The organism is Reichenbachiella sp. (genome assembly GCF_039969095.1).
Lineage (GTDB): Bacteria > Bacteroidota > Bacteroidia > Cytophagales > Cyclobacteriaceae > Reichenbachiella.
The window spans coordinates 263,617-286,672 of the sequence record NZ_JBDVOL010000015.1; the positions used below are offsets into that span (position 1 = coordinate 263,617).

Sequence of the window (23,056 nt, forward strand, 5' to 3'; positions counted from 1 at the left end):
GAAGGCAGATTTTAAACCACCAAGATTGTTAGATTATTTTCTCATATCGTTTTTGATCCTTGCAGGAATCTCATTGATTATTGTTGAGATTATTTTTGTGCCTGGGACAACTGTAGTAGGGGTTTTGGGCTTTGTTGTGGGTATCTATGGTGTATATAGAAGTTATGAACTTTATGGTACAGACACTGGGCATATTGTATTGACGGTTTCATTGGCGGCAGGCTTAGGTGCTGTGTTGCTAAGTTTTAAATCTGGAGCTTGGAATAAATTTTCCAATAAAAGCGTAATGAAAACGCCCGTCAATGAGGGCTTAACTTCAGCACTTGAAATAGGTCAAGAAGGGAAATGTATTTCTTCTTTGAAACCTGTAGGCAAGGCCGAATTTGATAATAAAGAGTATGAAGTGACTTCACTTGGTTCGTTTGTGTTAGAAAACACAGTAGTAAAAATCATCAAGCTGGAGCGAAATAAAATAATTGTTGAACCAATAAAATAATACCTACAATGAGTAGTATGATGATGATAATTTCGCTCTTTGGAGCCATTATCCTATTTTTTACCTTTCTGTATTTTGTTCCGGTAAACCTTTGGATTACAGCTGTTTTTTCAAATGTCAAAGTTGGACTTGCAGAGTTAGTTTTTATGCGAATCAGAAAAGTGCCACCATCGTTGGTAGTGAATTCTTTGATTACTGCTACAAAAGCTGGTCTTACAGTTTCATCCAACGAATTAGAAACACACTATCTAGCCGGAGGAAATGTACCTACTGTCATCAAAGCTTTGATATCTGCAGATAAAGCTAATATTGCTTTGGAATTCAACCAAGCAGCCGCTATCGATTTGGCTGGTAGAGATGTATTTGAGGCCGTACAGATTTCGGTAAATCCGAAAGTGATCACAACGCCTAGAGTGGCTGCTGTAGCTTCTGATGGTATCCAACTGATTGCAGTAGCCAGAGTAACAGTAAGAGCGAATTTGGCTCAGTTAGTCGGAGGTGCTGGAGAAGACACGATTCTTGCTCGAGTTGGAGAAGGTATTGTAACTTCAATTGGATCCGCAGTAACGCACAAAGAGGTGTTAGAAAATCCGGACAAAATATCTAAGTTGGTTTTGAGTCGTGGGTTGGATGCAGGAACTGCATTCGAAATCCTTTCGATCGATATCGCTGACGTAGACGTAGGGAAAAACATTGGAGCAGATCTTCAAACAGATCAAGCAGCTGCAGACTTGAAAGTTGCTGAAGCTAAAGCCGAAGAAAGAAGAGCGATGGCTGTTGCGGTAGAGCAAGAAATGAAAGCTAAGGCTCAAGAAGCGAGAGCTAAAGTGATCGAGGCGGAAGCTGAAATTCCAAAAGCTATGGCTCAGGCATTTATTGATGGCAATTTGGGCATCATGGATTATTATAAAATGGACAATATCAAAGCAGATACTGAAATGAGAGAGTCTATTTCTAAACCAAAAAATTCTGGTTCAGGGAAAAAACCTTCTAAATAAATAGGTAACAATTTTATTAGACGGGCATCCTTGAATACTCCTTTGGCATTAGTTGTTTGATGCAATCAATGTTTTGGAATTCGAGGATGCCCGTTTTTTTTATGTTCAAATCAGTAGGTGTCGTCCTAGCTATCTTTTGTTTGATTCAGAGTTCGAGCGCTCAGAAAGTTACTATCCACGGACAAGTTATTGATGGAATGAGTCTCGAAGAGCTCGCTAATGTTCATGTTTATCTCTCGGAGCATTTAGGAACTATCACTACGCATGAAGGGCGATTTGAATTCGAAGTAAATCACCTGGATACATTACATTTCAGGCTTGTTGGATACGATTCTTTGTCCATGGCAGTTACCAATGTGGATGAGGTGCAAAAAGTGATTTTGGCCATGCATAGGAGTACAATTATTTTGGAAGATGTGGAAATTTCTTCCGACTTTCAAGCCAACACCATCATCAAACAGCCAGAGCGTGAAGTGTATTACGTGCCAGGTGTTAAATATTCTAACAAACCAGCGACTAAGGATTACCATATGGGCTTGGCGGCTGTAGGCAGCCCTATGACAGCACTTTATCGAGCCTTTAGTAAACAGTATAAAGAAGAAAAGAAAAATTTCTTGTACCTAAAAGAAAAGCAAGCTGAAGATCTAGTTTTCAATCAAGCCAAAGCGAATTTGGATGATGCCTTTGACCAAATGGGTCAATATTTTGACGAATACTATTACAGGGATTTTATGTTGTATTCTGGATTGAGTTTTAGTCGAGTGGCTGAGGCGTCAGTGTATGAACTGATACAAATATTGCCCGATGCACTAGAGCAATATTACGAGTATCTTGATGCCCGAGAGGAGGAAAAATAAAAAGCACGAGCCTCGCGACCCATGCTTTTTCTAAGCGAACAAATTCAACTTCTCTTAGTTCTTAAGATTTCTCAAAAACTCCTGACACTCTTGCTCGCCGCCAAGATATTTTTTTCGCTCTCCTATGACGGCGTACCAAATGTTTTCTTCTTTGCTGAAAAGCAACCTAATTCCCATTGATACTAACGATTGCGAAATACTCATAGCTGGTGAGTTTTTAAACTGATCTTGTGAATAGCAAAATTGTGGTATTCCCTTCAAAGCTGAAATAGAGTAAAAGCGTAAATGTGAACTAGGGGATTCTCCTAAAAATTAAATTTCATGTCGCTAAAATCCTAAAAACGAGCGCCAAGTACGACAGTCTCTTTTTGGATTGATTTATTGCCTAATCCATCAAATATCTCGAAAATAACCATGTAGTAACCGACAGAAGCTTGAGAACCATTGTTGGTGGTGCCATCCCAGGTGAAAAAACCTGTGGTAGATAGCAATTCGCCTTCTGCCAACGTTTTGATCAAGACTCCATTGACAGAATAAATGTGAACATTTGCGAAATTTCCTGATTGATCCAATTGGTAGTTGATCGTAGTGTAATCATCCATGCCGGAGTTGTCAGGAATAAATACTCTTGGATCGATAGAAACGGTAGCTGTGGATTGATTTTCAGATTTGAACTGTGAGTTGACGTTTCCAGGTGTGGCATACCCGACTGTACTAGCAGCAGACTTCCAGCTGTCAGGATTGAAACTTTCTGCTTCGAAGGATACTCTTTCTAGCGATACACCATCGTCATCATCAAGTAGGTTGAAATGATAATCGTCTTCATATTTCATTTCGTCGATAATGAGCCCTTCGTTACTAATCAACAAAACGGAGTCTTCCGTATCTGACAGGCCAGGGAAAGCATTCATGGCAATCATTTTCGATGCCTCTCCTTTTGGATATTCTGTGATTAGAATGGCTGGGTTAGGGGTAAATGCTAAATATTCGAAAGGATCGAGAACTAAGTTTTCATTGGTTATAATTTTTTGGTCACTTATTTTGTCAGCCAATGCCCAATTTTTGAGGTTTATTGCTTTTTCTGAGTTGTTGTATATTTCTACAAAATCAACCCCTCCGACGTTGGGATTGAAGAGCACTTCGTTGATTACTATATCATTGGGGTTTGCCAATTCAGGAAGTCTGAAACTCACAGCGTTTTGTTCATCATTTATTGCATTGTATAAGCAATCTGAAACGTTGGACAGCTCAATTTCATAAGACTGTCCCGTTTCTAAATCCTCTTCTAAACTGAGCTCTATTTGAGTATTTTTTGGTTCTAGTAGCATTGACGATGACAAGTTTCTAGCAGGCGTAAGTAGAATATTTGCATTTAAAAATGAAACTGGATGCAACTTTTCATTTACAGTTAATTGAATAGAATTATCTGAAGTAGCAACTGCTGAAACGAGTTCAGGACCAAAATTATCTGGGTTTGATGCTTCGACTGAATTTGCAAGCCCAGGTGTTCCTCCTTGTGCATCACTGGATGCTGTCCAGTTGCTATACTCACCACATGGATTACCAACGTCGATCATTTCTAACGACCAGCCGCCTTCTTCTTTTTCACTGTTTTTGTACCAATCTGTTGAATAAGTAGTGCTGAAAATGAGTTGTTCTCCAGCATAGAGCGAAATAGTCTCCCCAGAATTGTTCAATGAAGGAAAGCTAGTGATTGCTAATGCCTTCACATCAAGAAACTCAGTTGCACCTGATGTGGAGGTTAGAACTATATAGTGTCCGCTTTCGATTTCTCCAGATACAATAGTTGTTGTCCCCCCTTCATCTACAATGCTTATTCCAACCAATGAAATGGTTTTGTCTGAAGTATTGTAAACTTCTATATATTCTTTGTCCGAGAGTCCCACCTCAGGTGTTGGGTCAGCCATAATTTCTGTTATGATTAGATCTCCAAAATCAGGAGTTTCAACCGCCTCATAATTAAATTCGATCATGTGATCAAAGAGTGCGTTGTCAGCAAGGTCTTCTATATTGTCAATGCTTAAAGTATAATTGGTCACTTCTGAAAATGACGATGAAAATTCTAGTAGAACAGAGGAGTCCGTAGCTGCATATTTTGCTTCTGTCGGATGGCCTATGGAAGGAGCTATAGAATAATTGAGTAAAAATTCCGCAGACCCCTCATTAAGTGGCTCACTATATTTTATCCAGATCATATTATCATTCAATATGAGATGTTGGTCAACCGAAGGAGCAGTTTGATCATTGATAGCCGTTGTAGAATAGTTGGGTAAATTGTTCCCATATTCATTGATCAAGTTTTGCCAAGAAATGGAGTAAAGCACATCTGCATCTATGGCATTTTCAAACGTTAGTCTAAGGATTTCGGGTTGTTCATTATCAATGATCGCGGCTCCACAATTTCCTAGAGAGGGTGAAGCATTGAAATCTGACAGAGTTAAATCTTGATCTATATCTAAGGCAACTTCAAATTCTAAGGCCACTGTTCGATCACCAATGGTTGAGCTACTCAAAATTCGGCTATCAAATCCTAATGTGTAGGTATTAATGGAAAGGTTATTTGAATTTTGATCGGTGATATTTTCAACTTGCAATTGATTTTCAGAATTGTCTTCCATAGCAGAAGAAAAAGTAATGATGGCTTTTCGATCCTCTGAAAATTCAATGTCAGTAGCGAATTCTTCATTCAAAGAATAATTAGCAAGTGTATTTTTTGTATTGAGATCTGGAACCTTGTTGAACTCTATTTCGATACTATTTTGGCTGACAGCCGATAGATTTCCAATATAAAAAACATCATAATCGAATGTAGCCGAGATAGTTGATGAAATGGGATTTAGTCTTTGGTCCTCCATGGCAATAATAGCCAAATCTATATTTGACTCTTCTGGTAAGTCAGTATCAAGCGTTAAGTAAACTAAATATTGATATTCCAGATCCAGTGTGGCATTGTTTGGCTGATCTTCACTTGCACCTATGGCGTAGTTGGATACATTTTCCGCAACAGTTTGGTTTACATTTTCATTGAACCATAGTACCAATTCATTAGCAGATCTAACAATAATACTGTCCAATTGTGGTTCAAAGATGTCATAGACGAATGCTTGTTTGATTCTTGTTTTGATCCCATTTTTATAAAGATCTTTGACCTCATCAATATAAAGTTCGAAAACGACTTCCCTTTCAAATTCTTCTGCAAATTCAAGAAGTACGGTCTTCTGATCCTCTTCTAAGGTAGCGGCAATAGGGTAAATTTCATCATATTCATAGTTTTCTTTGGATTGAGCAGATTGAGATTCTACTTTTTCAGCAAATACCACTTCCAAGGTCGAGGATGATGTGACATAGATCGTGTCAAGCTTGGGAGGAGAAGTATCATAGACAAAGCTTATTTCTGGAGTGGTCAAGTAATCATCATCATCATTTTTCACATCCCTGATGGATAAAGTCAGATCTTTATTATCATCAAAATTATTGGCGAAAGCCAAATGAACCAGACGTTCATTGCTGCTATCAATGAACGCGGATGAAGGAGTGCCAACTTCATCATCCACTACATAGTTGTTTGTATTTAGTGCACTGGATTCATCCAAGTCTTGATCAAAATAGATGTCCAATAAATTAATACCAATTACAAACACGCTATCCACATCTTGTGTATAAGTGAATGTAGGAGTCAGGGTCGAAGCTAAAGCGTTTCCTTGAGTATCCTCTAGGTTATCAATAGTCAAAGTATGTTCAACGCCTAGTTCAAATTCCAGGTCAAAAGTTAGACTTACAATGGCGAAGTTAGATTCGTCAAGTTCTGCTGAAGATGGATTGGCTCCTGAGTGGTCTGAAGAATAGTTGGATTCTGTTTCGGCAATACTTTGGTCTAGTGCTTCGTCAAAAAGTAAATCAATTCGAGTTGTGTTTTTGACTATGATACGGGATAGCTCAGGTGGGCTGGTGTCGTAAGTAAAGGCGAAAGTGTTGTTTTGAATTGCATTTCCTGCACAATCAGTAGCGTTAGTCACAGTTACTGTATAAGTGGTGCCACTTATTAAATCAGGAGTCACTTCAATAGAAGTTGAAAGGTAACCTGGACTAATCGGCGTCACTCCATTTTCTGAAATACCATTATCAAAGCCGTAGGTAGCTACTGTCAAGGATGATTCATCCATGGGCTCGTCAAAGGTGAGCAAGAACGTATTGGCACTGGTAGCCACCAAGTCGATCAGGTTCGGGCCGTCCGTATCTGGCGTATCATCGTACACGGAATTTTGTGAGCTTGGAGTTCCTCCATCAGTATCATTGGAGGCAGTCCAATTATTTTCATAACTACAAGCTAGCTCAGGGTTGATTTGTTCTAGCGAGTAACCGCCGTCGTCTTTGTCTGCATTTTCGTACCAGTCGTCACTATAAGAAACGCTATCTACCAAATTGCCTAGGTTGTCAAACAATTCGAGCACTTTACCTGAATTGGTCAGGGATAGATTGAGACCAAGCACATTACCTGAAAACAATCCGGTATTGACGTCATCGGTTAGTATAACAAAATCATGGGATGGTAGTACAAAATCATCTAAGATTTCACCATCAAATTCGAAGTCTCCAATATTTATATCTTGATCGGAAGTATTATAAAGTTCCAGGTATTCGGCATCTGGGAGACTTACTACAGGCGTTGGATCTGCCATGATTTCGTTGATCACGATATCTCTAAAAGGTGTTTGTATTTCTACATTAAATATCTGATCATCGTCAGATATAGTCTCGTCTTGCGCCTCATTTTGAACCTGATCAATATTGAGCGTATAATCGTTGTTGACAAAATCTTCTGAAAAGGTGAGTAGTACCTCGTCTAAGTTGGTCATGTCTTGTACTGCAGAAGTGGGATTGCCAAATCCGTAATTGAGCGAGTAATTGGCCAATGTTTCTGCGGTCGTTTCATCCACATTTTGGTTGAAGGTGACTCTTATGGCGTTGGTACCTTCTATGGAAAGAGAGGTAATGCCGAAATTGGCTACCACTGGTGTGGTGGATACTGATATGTCATCGAATATGAAACCATCAACGTTATCCGTAGAATAGTCGCAAAGAACACCATAAAAAAGAGTAGAATTATAAGTATTGTCAAGTGCCGCTCCTTCTGATGTGAATGAAGTACCACCTGATAAGTCTCTAAACAATTCCCAGTTTCCAAGAGCATCGCGAGTTACCCTGATTCGTACTTCTGTTGGAGGAGTCATAACTGTGGCATCTACTCCGTCAATAATTTCAACTGAAGTAGTTGTGGCGTCTTGCCTGTAGAGACTGATTTCGTCTGAAGTATTCCCAATCAATACGTAGTATCCATTGACGTCTCCATCCAGATCACTAATGTCTGACACCAAATAAATATAAGCTCTGTTTTGGCTTGAAGTTGCAAAATCCAACTTGACCAAAAATTCCCATACGGCATTGTCAATGTCTGTATTTGATGTTGTGAGATATGATTCGCCTGGGCTTGCAGCGTCAAGATGAAGTTCCTCAGAGTCGATAGTAAAATCCCCATCATCCCCACTCCAAGTTGGATTATTAGTAAAATCACCATCCGAAAAGTCATCACTAATTTGAGCGATTGATAGCTGAAATTGAATCAGGCAGAGCAATGTGATTAGGTGTTTCATAAATCTAAATTCGAACATCTAATTTAATGATAAATGATCAATCACTCCTTGATGAATTCAATACAAGAAATAGTGGTTTATTTTTTCTTTCGCTTAGATCCATATTGGATAGATTCATCCAAAATCAGTGCCTCCTGTAGTATTTGATTTAGGGCAGTTTCATTGATATCTTTTACAGAATTGTATGTAATTCCCGCCACTTGTTTTCGGTCTTTAAAATCCAACCAACCAATTTCATTGGAGAGTTCATTGGCACGAAGAAAACACAATTCGACTCCACCTTTTTTGAGCGGATTCAAATAACAAATCCAACTCTTGTTGTAGTAAAAAGGGATGCGATACCTGATTTTAGCTTGTAAGTCAAATTGGTTTAAAACGAGTCCGTGTAGTACACGTAATAATTGTCTCTGAGAACTATCAAAGGTTGCTATGTATGCGTCGACATCTGTCATCCGTTCTAAGCTCATGGTATTTTTCGGCCAGATGTGATAATTTAACAAAGGCATTTTTCTAAAGTTACCACTATGATAAAATTCTTCCTACGAAACGCCCGTCGCAATAAGCTTTATTATGCGATTAATCTTATCGGTCTGGTTTTAGGCACTACTTCTACCATTTTCATATTTCTTTACTTGCAAAGTGAACTGACCTATGACAATCATTACACAGATTCTGATCGCATATATAGAGTCGCGCTCAATCGTGTTTACCCTAATAATGAAGTTGGATGGGCCTCCATTCCAGCTCCAGTCGGACCGGCCATTGCGAGTCATTTCCCAGAAGTGGATGAGGCCACACGATTTGCTGATGGAGATCTAGAAGTAGTAATCGGTCAGGAGCGTTTTGTAGAAGAAAAAGGATTGTATGCTGACCCTAATTTTTTTAAAGTTTTCGATTGCCAAGTGATAAGTGGTGCTATCGAAACATCGTTGTCTCAGCCAAGACAAGTGGTGCTTACAGAAAAGCTGGCGCGAAAATATTTTAATAGTACTGAAGTTGTGGGTCAACAAGTAATAATTAGAGACAGTATCATCTATCAGATCAGTGCAGTCATCAAAAACCTATCGGATAATTCGCATTTTGAAGCGGATTTGATCCTACCTATGCAAGACTCAAGAGAACCGCGCTATCGGAATGAATGGGGTACGGCGTTTTTTTATTTCACCTATCTCAAGCTTCATGAAGGTACAGATTTGGTTCAGTTTGAACTCAAAATGCGACAATTTTTACTTCAGCAAATGGCCATGAATACTAGCGGAATGGATTTTGAAAAATGGCTGGAAGAAGGCAATAGTTATGATTATTTTCTTCAGCCACTCACTGATATTCATTTGACTTCCAATCTCAGGTGGGAGTTTATGCCTAATGGCAACAAAAGTAATGTTCAATTGTTCCTAGCTGTAGGGATATTTATTTTAATCATTTCGTGCATTAATTATGTGAACCTTTCTACTGCCAAAGCAGGTAAGCGAATGAAGGAACTTGGGTTGAAGAAAATAATGGGTGCAACGAGAATAGAATTGACCAAGCAATTGCTATCTGAGTCCGTAGCAGTAACTTTTTTATCTGCGGTATTAGCACTGATATTGTCCTTTCAGCTACTTCCATTTTTCAATGAATTATCAGGGAAAGCCTGGACAGTAGATGTCTTGTTGGCACCTTCTTTTTTGGCGATATTTTTTGCTTTTGCTGTTACACTTGGGTTGATGGCGGGTATTTATCCAGCACTCAAGCTTTCTGGCGTTTATCCCACCGAGATTATAAGCTCCAATTCCAAAAGCAGCACAGAATCTGCTCAAGAAAGATGGGTTAGAAATATATTGGTAGGGCTACAGTTTGGTGTTTCTTTAGTGGTCATAGTAGCTACGTTAGTCGTTATCAAGCAAAATAAATACTTGAAATCCGTTGATTTAGGATATGACAAAGAGAACCTTTTGATCATCGACAATGCAGATGAGCTTGGTGATAGAGATGAAATTTTCAGAAATGAATTGGTGAAGTCTCCTCATGTTTTGCAAGGTACTAGCGCATCGTCAGTGCCTGGTTTTGTAAATGGAGCGACTACTTATACTACTACAGAGAATGAAGGAAGCCCTGTGAATGTTTCTTTTTTCTTTACTAAAGATGAGCACTGTGTAGATATTTATGATTTGTCGCTGATAGCAGGTCGGAACTACCGAAAAAGTGATTTCACAGACACCGCTCGTTATGTTTTGATTAATGAAGAAGCCATGAGACAATTTGGCTGGGTTAGCGCGGACCAGGCTGTGAACTCATTTATTAAAAACACCGTAAGAACAGCACAATTGAAAGTAATTGGTGTGGTGCGGGATTTTCATATTCACTCTTTGCATGAGCCCATACGTCCTTTGGTCATATCCAATGGCATGAGATTTTCTCAAAAGATAGTATTCAAAGTCAAAGAAAGCCAGACCCAAACGGCTGTCCAAGAAATGCAGAATCTGTGGAATGAATTTTTGCCTGCCAAAACAGTTTCTTATTCTTTTTTAGATTCCAATCTGGAAAAGCTATACGAAAGTGAAGCGAATGCACAAGAACTGTTTTCTATTTTCACTTTATTGGCAATATTTCTGGCAGGTTTCGGCATGTATGGCTTATCTGCGTACCTGACAGGTCTCAAGAGGAAAGAAGTAGCTATAAGGAAAACACTAGGAGCTTCTGAATGGTGGATTTTAAAGTATTTCACTTTCAAACAACTTTCAGTCATAGGCTTTGCTGTTTTGATAGGATTACCTCTTGCCTATTATTTGAGCAATGAATGGCTAAATAACTTTGCCTATCGAATTGAAATAGGATTTAGCCTTTTGATAATTTCGGTAGGATCTATTGTTGCCGTTGGACTAGTATCAATCGGTTGGTATTCCATACGAGCTGCATTAGAGAATCCTGTAAATATGCTTCGAGAGTAAACGAATTCTTATCAAGTCTATTCATATTTGTGCGTTAAACAACACAAAAACATGACCCTTTTTGATATGAATAAATTAATAGCGCTTGCGCTTGTGATAAGCAATTCTGCCATTTTGATGGCTCAGACTACTCCTTGCGTGGATGGTATGGCCGGCGATTACCCTTGCCAAAATGTTTCCCTATTGGGCCATTTGTCTGTTAGTGATTTGCTGGCTGAGCAGGATGGGGGTGTATATCTCAATGACATTTGGGGATGGGCTGATTCTGAAACAGGGAACGAATACGCGATAGTTGGCATGGCCAATGGAACATCCTTTGTCGACATTACTGACCCAACAGACCCAATTATGTTGGGATATTTGCCAGAGCATCATGCTGCGGAGTCTACGGAGGCAAATTCATCTCGAGTTAATCAAAGAGGAGGAAATTCAGTTTGGCGTGATGTGAAAGTTTACAGCAACCATGCCTACATCGTAAGTGAAGATGCCAGTCATGGGATGCAGGTATTTGATCTGACTGAACTTCGGGAATTAGGTAGACCAGAAGAGCCTATTACTTTTACAGAAGCAGGACATTACGATGGAGTTGGAAATGCACACAATGTGGTGATCAATGAAGAAACAGGATTTGCTTATGTAGTAGGTGCTACTGGTGCTTCTACTTGTGGTTCGGGTGGTTTGCATATTGTAAACATTCAAGATCCAAAAAACCCAATCTATGAGGCGTGTTTTGATAACGATGGCTATACTCATGATGCGCAGTGCGTGATTTACAACGGACCAGATGCTGATTATTCAGGAAAGGAAATCTGTTTTAATTCTAATGAAGAGACAGTTACCATCGTTGATGTTGATGACAAGGAAAGTATAACTATGATCTCAAGTGTGAGCTATGATGGTGTTAAATACATTCATCAGGGTTGGTTAACCGAGGATCACAAATATTTTATATCCAATGATGAATTAGATGAAAGTAGTGGCGTTACAAATACTACAAAAACTTTTATTTGGGATGTGCAGGATTTAGATAATCCAGTGTTGCTTGAAGTTTATGATCATACCACATCATCGATAGATCATAATTTGTACATTGTAGGTGATATGATGTATCAATCCAATTATGTGAGTGGGTTAAGAGTTTTCGATATTTCACAAGTGGCCAAAGGATTTATAAGAGAAACAGGATATTTTGATACTTATCCCGATCTTGAAGGTGTCGATTGGTCTGGGAATTGGAGTAATTATCCCTTTTTTGAAAGTGGAACCATTGCAGTTTCTGATCAGACTAACGGTCTGTTTTTAGTGAAAGTAGATTACAGTTCTTCCTATGTGGTGCATCAGCCAGAAAATTTCGAGGGGTGTGAAGAAGAAGAGATTTATGTGTGGTTTGAAGTTGCTGGTGACGGTTTGACTTATCAATGGCAATATGATTTGGGATCAGGCTTCGTTGATATCGAAGACACAGAGAATTATTCCAACATAAATAGCAATATGCTCATCATCAAAGATGGTCAGACAGCACATGATGGCATTAGTTTCAGATGTGTGGCTTCCGATTCGGACAACGAATATACAAGTGAAAGTGCCATGCTCACTCTCAACGTAAAACCAACTCCCGACTTTGATTATGATTTCTTTAATAATAGGGTGGTTTTTTCCAACCTTACGGTCAATGGAGATTCTTATGAATGGGATTTTGGAGACGGCTCTTCGAAGACAATTATTGAATCGCCTACTCACGAGTATAGTACATCAGGAAACTATACGGTAATTCTAGCCGCAACCAATGATTGTGGCACACGAGAGATTGAAAGCGATATTACATTGATCATCACAGCTGTAGATAGTTTAGAGAACGATATAGTAGTCTATCCAAACCCTGGAGAATCTTTTATTCAATTGAAAGGAGGTAGAAAAGGAGAGCAGCTTTCCTATTCTATTTTTAACGCAAGTGGTCAAAAGGTTTTACATGGTTTAGTGATTTCAGGACAGCAGCAATCGATCAATGCCGGAAGTTTATATGCTGGTTTATATTTTCTGGAAATAGAAGATAGTCAGGGCAACAGGATACGAGAAAAGCTACTGATGAAGTAATAACATTTTGAATGTGTTAGTTTTTTTTAATGGGACATTTAATTGGTTAATAATTTAACAATTAGCGGTTTTAATTAACGCATTCGAAATTTTTCATCATTTCGTAGCGCAGGTTCTCAATAGAATTATACTAATTTTGAAATCTCATTAAAAGTACAAAAAGTGAAGTTAGCTGTAGTAGGAGCCACGGGCTTGGTAGGATCGGAAATTCTAGAAGTCCTCAAGGAAAGAAATTTTGAATACGACGAACTGATGTTAGTTGCCTCTGCTAGATCAGTGGGAAAGGTAATTGAATATAAAGGAGAAGCTCATACTGTGATTGGTCTGGAGGATGCTGTAGCTGCCAAGCCAGACATCGCCATTTTTTCAGCAGGTGGAAGTACCTCTTTAGATTGGGCACCAAAGTTTGCCGAAGTGGGCACCATAGTCATTGACAATTCCTCAGCATGGAGAATGGATCCAACAAAAAAATTGATCGTTCCAGAGATCAATGGTTCGGCTATTATGATTGATGATCGAATCATAGCCAATCCTAACTGTTCTACTATCCAAATGGTGTTGGTTCTTGGGCCATTGCACGAGAGATATGGAATCAATCGCGTGATCGTATCGACTTATCAATCAGTGACGGGTTCTGGAAAAGGAGCAGTAGATCAGATGATGGCCGAGCGTAATGGTGAAACACCTAACATGGTGTACCCGCATAAAATTGATATGAATGTATTGCCTCATATTGATGTATTCCAAGACAATGGATACACCAAAGAGGAAATGAAAATGACCAATGAGACGGTTAAAATTCTGGGAGATTCAAACGTCAAAGTGTCTGCCACCTGTGTGAGAATCCCAACCATGGGAGGTCACTCAGAAGCCGTAAATATCGAATTCGACAAGCCGTATGACTTGGCCGAAGTGAAAGAAATATTGTCCAAAGTCCCAGGTTTAGTCATTCAAGACGACGTAGTCAACAATGTATATCCTATGCCCTTGACGGCTCATAAAAAAGATGAAGTTTTTGTAGGGCGAATCAGAAAAGATGAGTCTAAGGCAAATGCTTTGAACCTATGGATCGTGGCAGACAACTTGAGAAAAGGAGCAGCCACCAATGCAGTGCAAATTGCGCAGTATGTGACTGAGCATAACTTGGTGCTCTAACAAGAAACCTATTTTAGTATGTTGTGCAAATTTGCCAACTGCACAAAGAAGATGACTGGCTCGAATGTTTTACATTTGAGCCAGTTTTTTTATGTCCCATTCACTCATAGATATACTAAGCCGAGCAGATGTTCTAGAATTTATTCAGACACATCTTAATGATGATCCTGTGGCTTTGGTGCTGCAATCAAAAAAAATTCCTGACCTGCCTATCAGAGAGATAGCTGCTCAAATCCAATCCAGAAAGAAAGCTCAGCTTAAGCTGCCAGAATGGTTTGCGAATCAAGAAATCATTTTTCCTCATGGTGTGTCTATGGAGCAGTGTTCTTCAGAAGAGACTGCGAAGTACAAGGCTTCATTAGTTGAAGGGAAATCCCTTGCAGATTTGACTGGAGGATTTGGAATTGATCTATTCTATTTGTCTCGCCAATTCAAAAAGGCAAATTATATCGAAAGGTCTGAAGAGCTAGTAGCACTGGCCAAGCATAATTTTGGTCAATTAGGAAAAGACAACGTATCTTTTTTTAATCAAACTGCGGAAGAATATCTAGCGGAAGAAAAGGAGCCAGCCAGCTTATATTTCATTGACCCTGCAAGACGAGATGAGTCGAATCAAAAGGTCTTTCAAATTGAGGACTGTACGCCAGATTTGAATCTGATTGTTCCTATGCTACTTGAGCGCAAGGCTGAAGTCCTCATCAAGCTTTCTCCTCTTTTAGATATTCATTTGGCTCTTGAAGTATTGCCAAATGTGAAAGAAGTGCATATAGTGTCGGTCAAAAATGACTGCAAGGAATTACTTTTTAGAATAGTACCCAATTATAGTGGGCCTGTCAATCGCATAGCAGCAAATCTTACAAAAGATGAAATGGATGTCTTTGAATTTTCTGAAGCTCAAGAAAATGAGAGCCCAGTATTTAGTCAGCCATTAAATTTTCTTTACGAACCCAACGCCTCAATCATGAAAGCAGGTGGCTTCAATGCCGTTTCAAATGCCTATTCAGTAAATAAATTGCATCGCAATTCTCATCTGTACACCTCAGAAAAATTCGTCGAAGATTTTCCTGGAAGGTCATTTAGAATTATTGATCAAACGGTTCTAAATAAGAAAAAGCTCAAGCCATTTTTACCTCAAGGCAAGGCAAACATTACGGTGCGCAATTATCCAATGACTGTCAAAGAAATTCGTAAAAAAACAGGTATCAATGAAGGGGGAGAAATTTACCTCTTTGCTACCACTTTGATGGATGGAAGTTTGACTGTTTTGGTGTGTAAGAAAGTTCGAAGCTAAATTGATTTACGAACATTTGTTCGTATAAAATCAGAGTTTAATTCAAATAAACGCACGTTTTTGCATAATTGAGTTTTAGATATTAAATTGGGAAATTATTCTCCAGACAGAATAATATTTTATACCCAACCTAACTCAATTATGAAACAGAACATTTGTCCTGTTTTCTCGAACTATTATACGTTTGGCACTCGCCAGATATATACCGATTCCTACGGTCAAAATTCAACTCAATTCTTATTGATTCATCTCATTTCGAATTTCTTCGGAATGCTTGAATATACAACTAACTCTATTATTAAACTAAAACTAATTATTATGAAAAAAGTGTTATCTACACTTTTGGTGGCAGCATGTGTCTGCTATCAAGGATTTGCACAAGGCAATTCCAAATCTTTCATCCAGCTAGAACCTAGCCAAGGACGAATATCCAAAACAAAATTGCTCAGGCAAGAGCTAAGAATGAACGATTCCGAAGAGATGCGAACGCTCAAAACGGAAGACGATCGATTAGGTTATCGCCATGAGAAATTCGAACACTTCTACAAGGGAATTAAAGTAGAAGGATCGACTTACACCATTCACTCTAAGAATGGAGTGGCTACGCACATGACTGGTAATTATAAGCCAGTCGATAATGTAAATTTGAGTCCATCCTTGTCTGATGATGCAGCTCTTAGCAGAGCAAAATCAGCCACAGAGGCCACTGAATTTGCGTGGGAATCTTCTTCCAATGGAAGAAGTAACGAACAACGACCAACTGGGGAGCTAGTGATTATTCAAAACACTGCGAATGGTTACAAGTCTAGATTGGCTTATAAGTATCACATTGTAGGAGGTAAGCCTTTTGTAAATGCTTATGTCTATATCGATGCTGAAACTGGTGAGGTAGTGAGATACAACAGTAAGATTCATCAGGCTGATGCAGTTGGTTCTGCAGCTACTAGATATAGTGGAACACAGTCTATTACTACAGATAGCAACTCAGGATCTTATAGATTAAGAGACTATTCTCGAGGAAATGGAGTACTGACTTACGATGCTACTACAGCAACAAGTGCTAACAACATCACGGGTCGTCCAAATGGATCATCAGAGTACACAGACAGCAATAACAGCTGGACATCTGCAGAATATGACAATGCTGATAAAGACAATGCTGCACTTGATGCACATTTTGCTGCAGAAGCTACTTATGATTTTTTCATGTCAAATTATGGCAGAGATAGTTATGATGGTAGCGGCGCAGCTATAGAAAGTCATGTAAATACAGATATAGAGTCTGTTTTTGGTTACCCATCTGGATATAACGACAATGCATTTTGGACTGGATATGTGATGGTATATGGAAAAGGCAATAGCTTGGACCCATTGACCACAGTTGATATCACAGCACACGAAATAGGCCATGCATTTTGTACTGGTACCGCTGACTTAGTTTATGAAAAAGAATCTGGTGCAATGAATGAAGGCCTTAGTGATATCTGGGGTGCTTGTGTGGAATACTACGTCAACCAAAACTATGGATTGAACAAGGACATTTGGAATCTAGGTACTGAGATTGGTCAAACTTTCAGATCTATGTCAAATCCTAAGGCTTATGGAGATCCAGATACTTATGGAGGTACTTACTGGGTGAGCCAAAATTGTACGCCAAGTAGTGGTAATGATTATTGTGGAGTGCATACCAATAGCGGTGTGACCAACCACTGGTTTTATGTACTAGCTGCGGGTGAATCTGGCACAAACGATGTAAGTGATACTTACAGCGTAACTGGTATTGGGGTAGACGATGCAGCTGCTATTACTTGGAGAACAGAATCAGTTTATTTGAATTCTACATCTGATTATGCGGATTTCAGAACTTATTCTATCCAATCGGCTGTAGAACTTTTCGGTTCTGGATCAGCTCAAGAAATCGCAGTTACGAATTCATGGTATGCTGTAGGCGTAGGTTCTGAATATGTTCAGACTTGTGCTTTGGCTGCACCAGGCAACTTCAGTTCTTCTAGTATAGGAGACAATGGCTTTACACTTTCGTGGAATAGTGTTTCAGGAGCAAGTGACTATACCGTAACTGTCGGTGGATCATCTTCTACTGTTTCAGGAACGAGCTATGTAGCTTCCGGGCTTATCGAAGGCACTCAGTATGCTTGTTCAGTGGTAGCCAATTGTTCTACAGGTGGTAGTGGCGCTTCATCTAACTTGAATGTAACTACTACGGGAACACCTCCAGTCAACTACTGTGCTTCTAATGGTAACAACACTTCTGACGAATACATCAGCCGTGTGCAGTTGAATACAATAGACAATAGTACTGGTGCTTCTTCTGGTGGATATGGAGATTACACCACACAATCTACTAGTTTGACTAAAGGTGATTCTTATACTGTCACGATTACTCCTACATGGACAGGATCAGTATACAACGAGGCTTATTCTGTATGGGTAGATTATAACCAAGATGGAGATTTTACTGATTCTGGAGAACAAGTGTATACACAATCAGCTACACAAACTTCTCCTGTGAGTGGTTCTTTCACAGTTCCTACTGGCGCGAGCAATGGCAACACGAGGATGAGAGTTTCTATGAAATACAACGGAATTCCAACGTCTTGCGAATCTTTCCAATATGGAGAAGTAGAAGATTACACTATTCAAGTGGTAACTGGTACAGCAGATACCGAAGCTCCTTCAACTCCAACGGGATTGGCAGCTTCAGCGGTTACTCAAACTACTTTGACTTTGAACTGGAACGCTTCAACGGACAATGTAGGAGTAACTGGGTATGATGTATATCAAGGGGCAACTAATGTAGGCACGGTAACAGCTACATCTGCAAATATTACAGGTTTGACGGCTGGAACAGCTTATACATTTAGTGTTAGAGCAAAAGACCTCGCCGGAAATATTTCCGCTGCAAGCAACACAGTAAATGTTACCACTCAAAGTGCAGGCATGAGTTGTTCATCAACTACTACAATTCCATATGCTGAAGGTTTTGAATCTGGTTTTGGTGCTTGGACTAATCAAAGTGGCGACGATTTAGATTGGACCAGAAGAACAGGGTCTACTCCATCGAGTTCGACAGGGCCAAGCAGTGCATCTGAAGGTAGCTACTATATGTATGTGGAAGCCTCTAGCCCAAATTACCCAAGTAAAGTGACTAGAATTGAAAGTCCATGTTACGACTTGTCTGGAGAGACTGCTGCTAATTTCTCATTTAAATATCACATGTATGGTTCCAATATGGGAAGTTTGACACTTGAAGCTACTACAGATGGAAACAACTGGTCTTCTGTTTGGTCACAATCAGGAAACAAGGGCAACAGTTGGCTGACTGCGGATGTGAATATGGATTCATATGCAGGACAAACTGTAAAATTGAGATTTGTGGGAGTGACAGGATCAAGTTACAGAGGAGATATGGCTGTGGATGATATCTCGTTTTCTACAGGAACAACGGGAGGTACTAACGGTGTGACTCTTTCTATCACCTTCGACAATTACCCAGAAGAGACTAGCTGGTCAATTATGAATGGAAGTACAACAGTAGCTTCTGGAGGAACTTACGGTTCTCAGCCTGATGGATCTACAATCAATGTAAATGTTGATTTGGCAGACGGCTGCTATAGCCTGGTCATGAATGACTCTTATGGAGACGGTATTTGCTGTAGCTATGGAAGTGGTTCTTATACATTGACTGATGGAAGTTCAACTTTGGCCTCAGGTGGGTCATTTGGCTCAAGTGAGACTACTGCTTTCTGCGTAGGTGGTTCATCCTTTAGTGGATTTGCTTCTTCAGTTATATCAGAAGGCACACCTGTAAGTGTTGATATGTATCCAAATCCAGTCGTGGGGTATTTCTTAAATATTGTTACTACGAGAGAGGAAGTAGAATACGCGATCACTGACTTAATGGGTAAGAATGTTGCAGCCGGAGAATTGGTTAATAGTAAAGTGGATGTGAGCAGATTGAAATCTGGAATCTATCTGATTCACCTTATTGATCAAGGCGGAAAATCTGTAATTAAGAAGTTCTCAAAAGAATAAATGAAGTAATGGAGCGTTAAGCAATTGCAACCTTTTATTATTTAATATAAATACGAGCCGGAGAGGGTAACCTTTCCGGTTTTTTTGTGGCTAGTTTTCTAACAATGCAGAAAATTTAGATTTTAATTCTACATCATCGCCGAGCTGTTCTAATACGGCTTGTTGCAAATATTTCGGCACCTCCTGCTGGTTCAGCAATTTTTGATTAATATCATTGATCATCATGGATAAGTCGCCTTGATACAGCTCCTTGGCCTTCAATTCTGAAATAAAAGCTTCTATATCATTTGAAATAGGGAGTGGTTTTTGAACCGTCTGATCTCGATTATTTTTCTCGTCGATACAGCTATCAAATTCAGCAAAAATTTTGTCCAACTCACGTTTTTTAAATTCTCCAGACAATATTTTTTCACTTACAGACTCACATGCTTCAAAAAATGTCGCATATTTTTTACGAGAAGTAAGATTGCTCACTTTGTATTGTTGACCTTCCCAATTCACTAATATTTTTAATGCATAATTTGTTGAACTAGTGGAGGAAGGGTCTAGATAATAATACTGTGAAAAATATTTTCCTTTCAAATCAACTAGAACAAATTGATACCTCTCATCAATCTTCAAAACTTCATATTCTTTATTTTCTGCTAAATGAACAGATCGAATATGATATGACTTAAATATATTTTTGTCCTTTCCGTCCTTTATTTTTACCTCATCAGCTTTATATTGATCACCAGTCTGCAGAGTGATATCCCCATATATGGTATCCAATTTTGCAGTGACAAGCCATTGATCCTGGCCGTAAGAGAGATGTGCAAATAATAGTAGAGTGGCTGATAAAATAAATTTGTGCATATAATAGAAGTTTCTAATGCGCAAATAAACCAAAATTTCTCATTTTCTTAAAAAATTGACTGATATCATAGGCAATTGACAGTATTGACCTGATTTGGTGATTTCGTAGGCTGCAATTGGTCGTATGTGGCCTTTTGGAATTTTTAAAGGTTCGAAAATGTATATTTGTTGAGATGGGAAATCTAGAAATCAGAATTAGAAGATTGTTTAAAAACAGGCTGTTTTGTCATGTACTGTTTTGGCTGAGCTATGTGGTTTTCCATGCTACTCTTTGGGGGAGTTATAAGGGTGAGTGGAAACTGGCTTTTTTAGATCAAGCCATTTATTTACCCGTCAAAATTGTGATAACCTACTACACCATTTACGTTCTACTTCCCAAATATGTACTAAAAGGTAAGTGGGTCTCGTTTGCTTTTTTGCTCATTGCTTCTGCTCTGACAGGTGGTTCTATTTACCGTTTGATTACCTACTATGTAGAATATCCACTGTTTTATCCCAAGTACTTAAACGAACCCGTCTTGCAGGTTTTCAAAATCTTTAAAGGGATCGTTCAGATCTATCCAGTGGTATTTTTAGCCACTACTATCAAGATTCTAAAGCATTGGTATGTCAATCAGCAGGACAAGCAGATCTTGGCTCACGAAAAATTGGATGCGGAACTTAAATTTCTAAAAACTCAAATACATCCTCATTTTCTGTTCAACACTTTAAATAACCTTTATGCGCTTACGCTTAAAAAATCAGATCATGCCCCGGAGATGGTATTGAAACTTTCTGAATTGATCAATTACATGCTTTACGAATGCAACGCTCCTAAAGTGCCATTGGACAATGAGTTGAATTTCATTAAAAATTACATTGAAATTGAACGGATGCGACATGGTGACAACCTAGATATAAGAGCTATGATCACTGGCGAGACTAGTGGTGTATATGTGGCCCCTATGATTATATTGCCATTCTTGGAGAATAGTTTTAAGCATGGAGTAAATGAAGAGTTGGATAAATCTTGGGTATACCTGGACTTATCAATAATTGAAAACACACTCAAGGTAAGCATCGAGAATAGTAAGAGTGAAACACAAAGACTAGATGATCACGAACATGGCATAGGTTTGAAAAATGTGAAGCGGAGACTTGATTTGCTTTATCGCAACGACTATCGATTGGACATTGTAGATGGAACTAAAACTTTTACTGTATTAATGGAAATTAATTTTAAGAAAACGGCATGAAGTGTATAATAGTCGATGATGAGCCGCTGGCAATCGAAGTGATTGAATCGTATGTAGAACGCATTGAATCATTGGAGTTGGTAGGCAAGTTTAGAAATGCAATTAAAGCTTTTGAATATATCCAATCTGGAGAACAAGTTGATTTGATTTTTCTTGACATTCAAATGCCAAAATTGACTGGGATTGAATTTTTGAATACTTTAACCAATCCGCCAAAAGTAATTTTTACTACCGCCTATCGTGAATATGCGCTTGAAGGGTTTGAATTGGAGGTATTGGATTATTTGCTAAAACCCATCTCTTTTGATCGATTCATGAAAGCAGTGTCAAAAGCTTTGAATCATTCGAAGGAAATAGAAGTTTCTACCAGTGCGGAAGGAGATGACTTTATATTTTTCAAGTGCGACAAAAAAATGATTCGAGTGTGCCTAAAGGATATTTTGTATATCGAAAGCATCAAGGACTACGTGAAAATCAAAACAGCAGAAAAAGAGGTAGTGACCCATCAGAAAATCAGCGTGTTGGAAACCAAATTACCAGCCAATCATTTCATCCGAGTCCACAGATCTTTTATCATCAACATACCCAAAATTGAAAGCTACTCAGCCAGTGAAGTAGAGCTTAATAATGAAAGCATTCCTGTAGGTAGAAACTACAAAGCAGAGGTTATGGATCGTCTGGGTAAGATTGTGCTTTAGTCCTGAATCAATTCTAATTCGAAAAGATGTGCCAAGTGTCCCTTAAGCCTTTCCTGCACTTCTAGCATGTCAGGTTTCTTTCCCAATTCAAATTCCAATGAAGTCACGGCTTTGTCATCAATTCCGCACGGGATGATATTTTGAAAGTAGTTCAAGTCGGTCATTACATTAAATGCGAAACCATGCATGGTCACCCATCGACTAGATTTTACACCCATGGCGCAAATTTTTCTGGCTTTTGCCGGGTTGTCGATGTCAATCCATACACCAGTTAGTCCGTCAATTCTCCCAGCTTTGATTTTATAATCAGACAAGGTGAGAATGATCGCTTCTTCGAGTAACCTGAGATACTTATGAATGTCAGTAAAAAAATTGTCTAAATCTAAGATAGGATAACCTACAATTTGTCCTGGCCCATGATAGGTGATGTCACCCCCTCGATTGATCTTATAGAAAGTGGCTTGTTTCTCCTTCAGTCCTTTTTCATCTAGTAGCAAGTTGGCTTGGTCACCAGATTTACCGAGGGTATAAACATGAGGATGAGAGCAGAAGATCAAATAATTAGGTGTGGCAATTTGCTTATCAGACTCTTTTTTTCGATTCTCTATTTTGAGTGCCACAGACTTATCAAATAGATCCGTCTGATAATCCCAGGCTTCTTGATAATCAATCAAACCCAGATCAATAAATTTTGTTTTTTTGTTCAGCACTGCATTCATCTC

General features: G+C 39.0%; 15 protein-coding genes. 10 read left to right on the plus strand and 5 right to left on the minus strand.

What is annotated here, in order from left to right:
• The first annotated feature begins 25 nt into the window (after window positions 1–25).
• The 3 genes from ABJH98_RS16525 to ABJH98_RS16535 all read left to right on the plus strand — a co-directional run bounded on the left by ABJH98_RS16525 (window position 26) and on the right by ABJH98_RS16535 (window position 2,351).
• Window positions 26–496, plus strand: coding sequence for an NfeD family protein (locus ABJH98_RS16525; RefSeq protein ID WP_348308808.1), 471 nt, complete (start codon window positions 26–28; stop codon window positions 494–496).
• Window positions 497–504: 8 nt separating this feature from the next.
• The gene (gene floA, locus ABJH98_RS16530) at window positions 505–1,494 is read left to right on the plus strand and encodes a flotillin-like protein FloA (RefSeq protein ID WP_348308809.1); all 990 of its coding nucleotides are present in this window, start codon (window positions 505–507) and stop codon (window positions 1,492–1,494) included.
• Between the two features lie 101 nt (window positions 1,495–1,595).
• A complete protein-coding gene (locus ABJH98_RS16535; RefSeq protein ID WP_348308810.1) occupies window positions 1,596–2,351 on the plus strand; it encodes a carboxypeptidase-like regulatory domain-containing protein in 756 nt (251 codons plus the stop codon).
• A gap of 54 nt (window positions 2,352–2,405) precedes the next feature.
• Here ABJH98_RS16535 and ABJH98_RS16540 read toward each other — a convergent pair whose 3' ends face one another.
• The 3 genes from ABJH98_RS16540 to ABJH98_RS16550 form a co-directional block, all read right to left on the minus strand.
• A complete protein-coding gene (locus ABJH98_RS16540) occupies window positions 2,406–2,555 on the minus strand; it encodes a hypothetical protein (protein WP_348308811.1) in 150 nt (49 codons plus the stop codon).
• Window positions 2,556–2,686: 131 nt separating this feature from the next.
• Window positions 2,687–8,023: a lamin tail domain-containing protein gene (locus tag ABJH98_RS16545; RefSeq protein WP_348308812.1), complete on the minus strand. Its 5,337-nt coding sequence runs from the start codon at window positions 8,021–8,023 to the stop codon at window positions 2,687–2,689.
• A 77-nt stretch (window positions 8,024–8,100) separates the two neighbouring features.
• A complete protein-coding gene (locus ABJH98_RS16550; protein ID WP_348308813.1) occupies window positions 8,101–8,529 on the minus strand; it encodes a DUF1801 domain-containing protein in 429 nt (142 codons plus the stop codon).
• An 18-nt stretch (window positions 8,530–8,547) separates the two neighbouring features.
• Here ABJH98_RS16550 and ABJH98_RS16555 point away from each other — a divergent pair, with 18 nt between their 5' ends.
• The 5 genes from ABJH98_RS16555 (at window position 8,548) to ABJH98_RS16575 (ending at window position 19,546) form a co-directional block, all read left to right on the plus strand.
• Window positions 8,548–10,953, plus strand: a complete 2,406-nt coding sequence (locus ABJH98_RS16555) for an ABC transporter permease (RefSeq protein ID WP_348308814.1) — start codon at window positions 8,548–8,550, stop codon at window positions 10,951–10,953.
• Window positions 10,954–11,019: 66 nt separating this feature from the next.
• Window positions 11,020–13,047, plus strand: a complete 2,028-nt coding sequence (locus tag ABJH98_RS16560) for a choice-of-anchor B family protein (protein WP_348308815.1) — start codon at window positions 11,020–11,022, stop codon at window positions 13,045–13,047.
• A 162-nt stretch (window positions 13,048–13,209) separates the two neighbouring features.
• A complete protein-coding gene (locus tag ABJH98_RS16565) occupies window positions 13,210–14,202 on the plus strand; it encodes an aspartate-semialdehyde dehydrogenase (RefSeq protein ID WP_348308816.1) in 993 nt (330 codons plus the stop codon).
• A gap of 91 nt (window positions 14,203–14,293) precedes the next feature.
• Window positions 14,294–15,493 (plus strand): SAM-dependent methyltransferase, encoded by a 1,200-nt coding sequence (locus ABJH98_RS16570; RefSeq protein ID WP_348308817.1) that lies wholly within the window; start codon window positions 14,294–14,296, stop codon window positions 15,491–15,493.
• A 318-nt stretch (window positions 15,494–15,811) separates the two neighbouring features.
• Window positions 15,812–19,546, plus strand: a complete 3,735-nt coding sequence (locus tag ABJH98_RS16575; protein ID WP_348308818.1) for a M4 family metallopeptidase — start codon at window positions 15,812–15,814, stop codon at window positions 19,544–19,546.
• A gap of 90 nt (window positions 19,547–19,636) precedes the next feature.
• Here the strand turns inward: ABJH98_RS16575 and ABJH98_RS16580 are convergent, their stop codons facing one another.
• Window positions 19,637–20,401 (minus strand): hypothetical protein, encoded by a 765-nt coding sequence (locus ABJH98_RS16580; protein WP_348308819.1) that lies wholly within the window; start codon window positions 20,399–20,401, stop codon window positions 19,637–19,639.
• 173 nt (window positions 20,402–20,574) lie between these two features.
• On the opposite strand from ABJH98_RS16580, the gene ABJH98_RS16585 reads away from it, so the two are divergent.
• Both ABJH98_RS16585 and ABJH98_RS16590 read left to right on the plus strand, forming a co-directional pair.
• Window positions 20,575–21,636: a histidine kinase gene (locus ABJH98_RS16585; protein ID WP_348308820.1), complete on the plus strand. Its 1,062-nt coding sequence runs from the start codon at window positions 20,575–20,577 to the stop codon at window positions 21,634–21,636.
• Window positions 21,633–22,334 (plus strand): LytTR family DNA-binding domain-containing protein, encoded by a 702-nt coding sequence (locus ABJH98_RS16590; RefSeq protein ID WP_348308821.1) that lies wholly within the window; start codon window positions 21,633–21,635, stop codon window positions 22,332–22,334. Before ABJH98_RS16585 ends, ABJH98_RS16590 begins: the two co-directional genes overlap by 4 nt.
• On the opposite strand, the gene lipB is transcribed toward ABJH98_RS16590, so the two are convergent.
• Window positions 22,331–23,053, minus strand: a complete 723-nt coding sequence (lipB, locus tag ABJH98_RS16595) for a lipoyl(octanoyl) transferase LipB (RefSeq protein WP_348309102.1) — start codon at window positions 23,051–23,053, stop codon at window positions 22,331–22,333. The genes ABJH98_RS16590 and lipB overlap by 4 nt on opposite strands.
• Window positions 23,054–23,056: the final 3 nt, after the last annotated feature.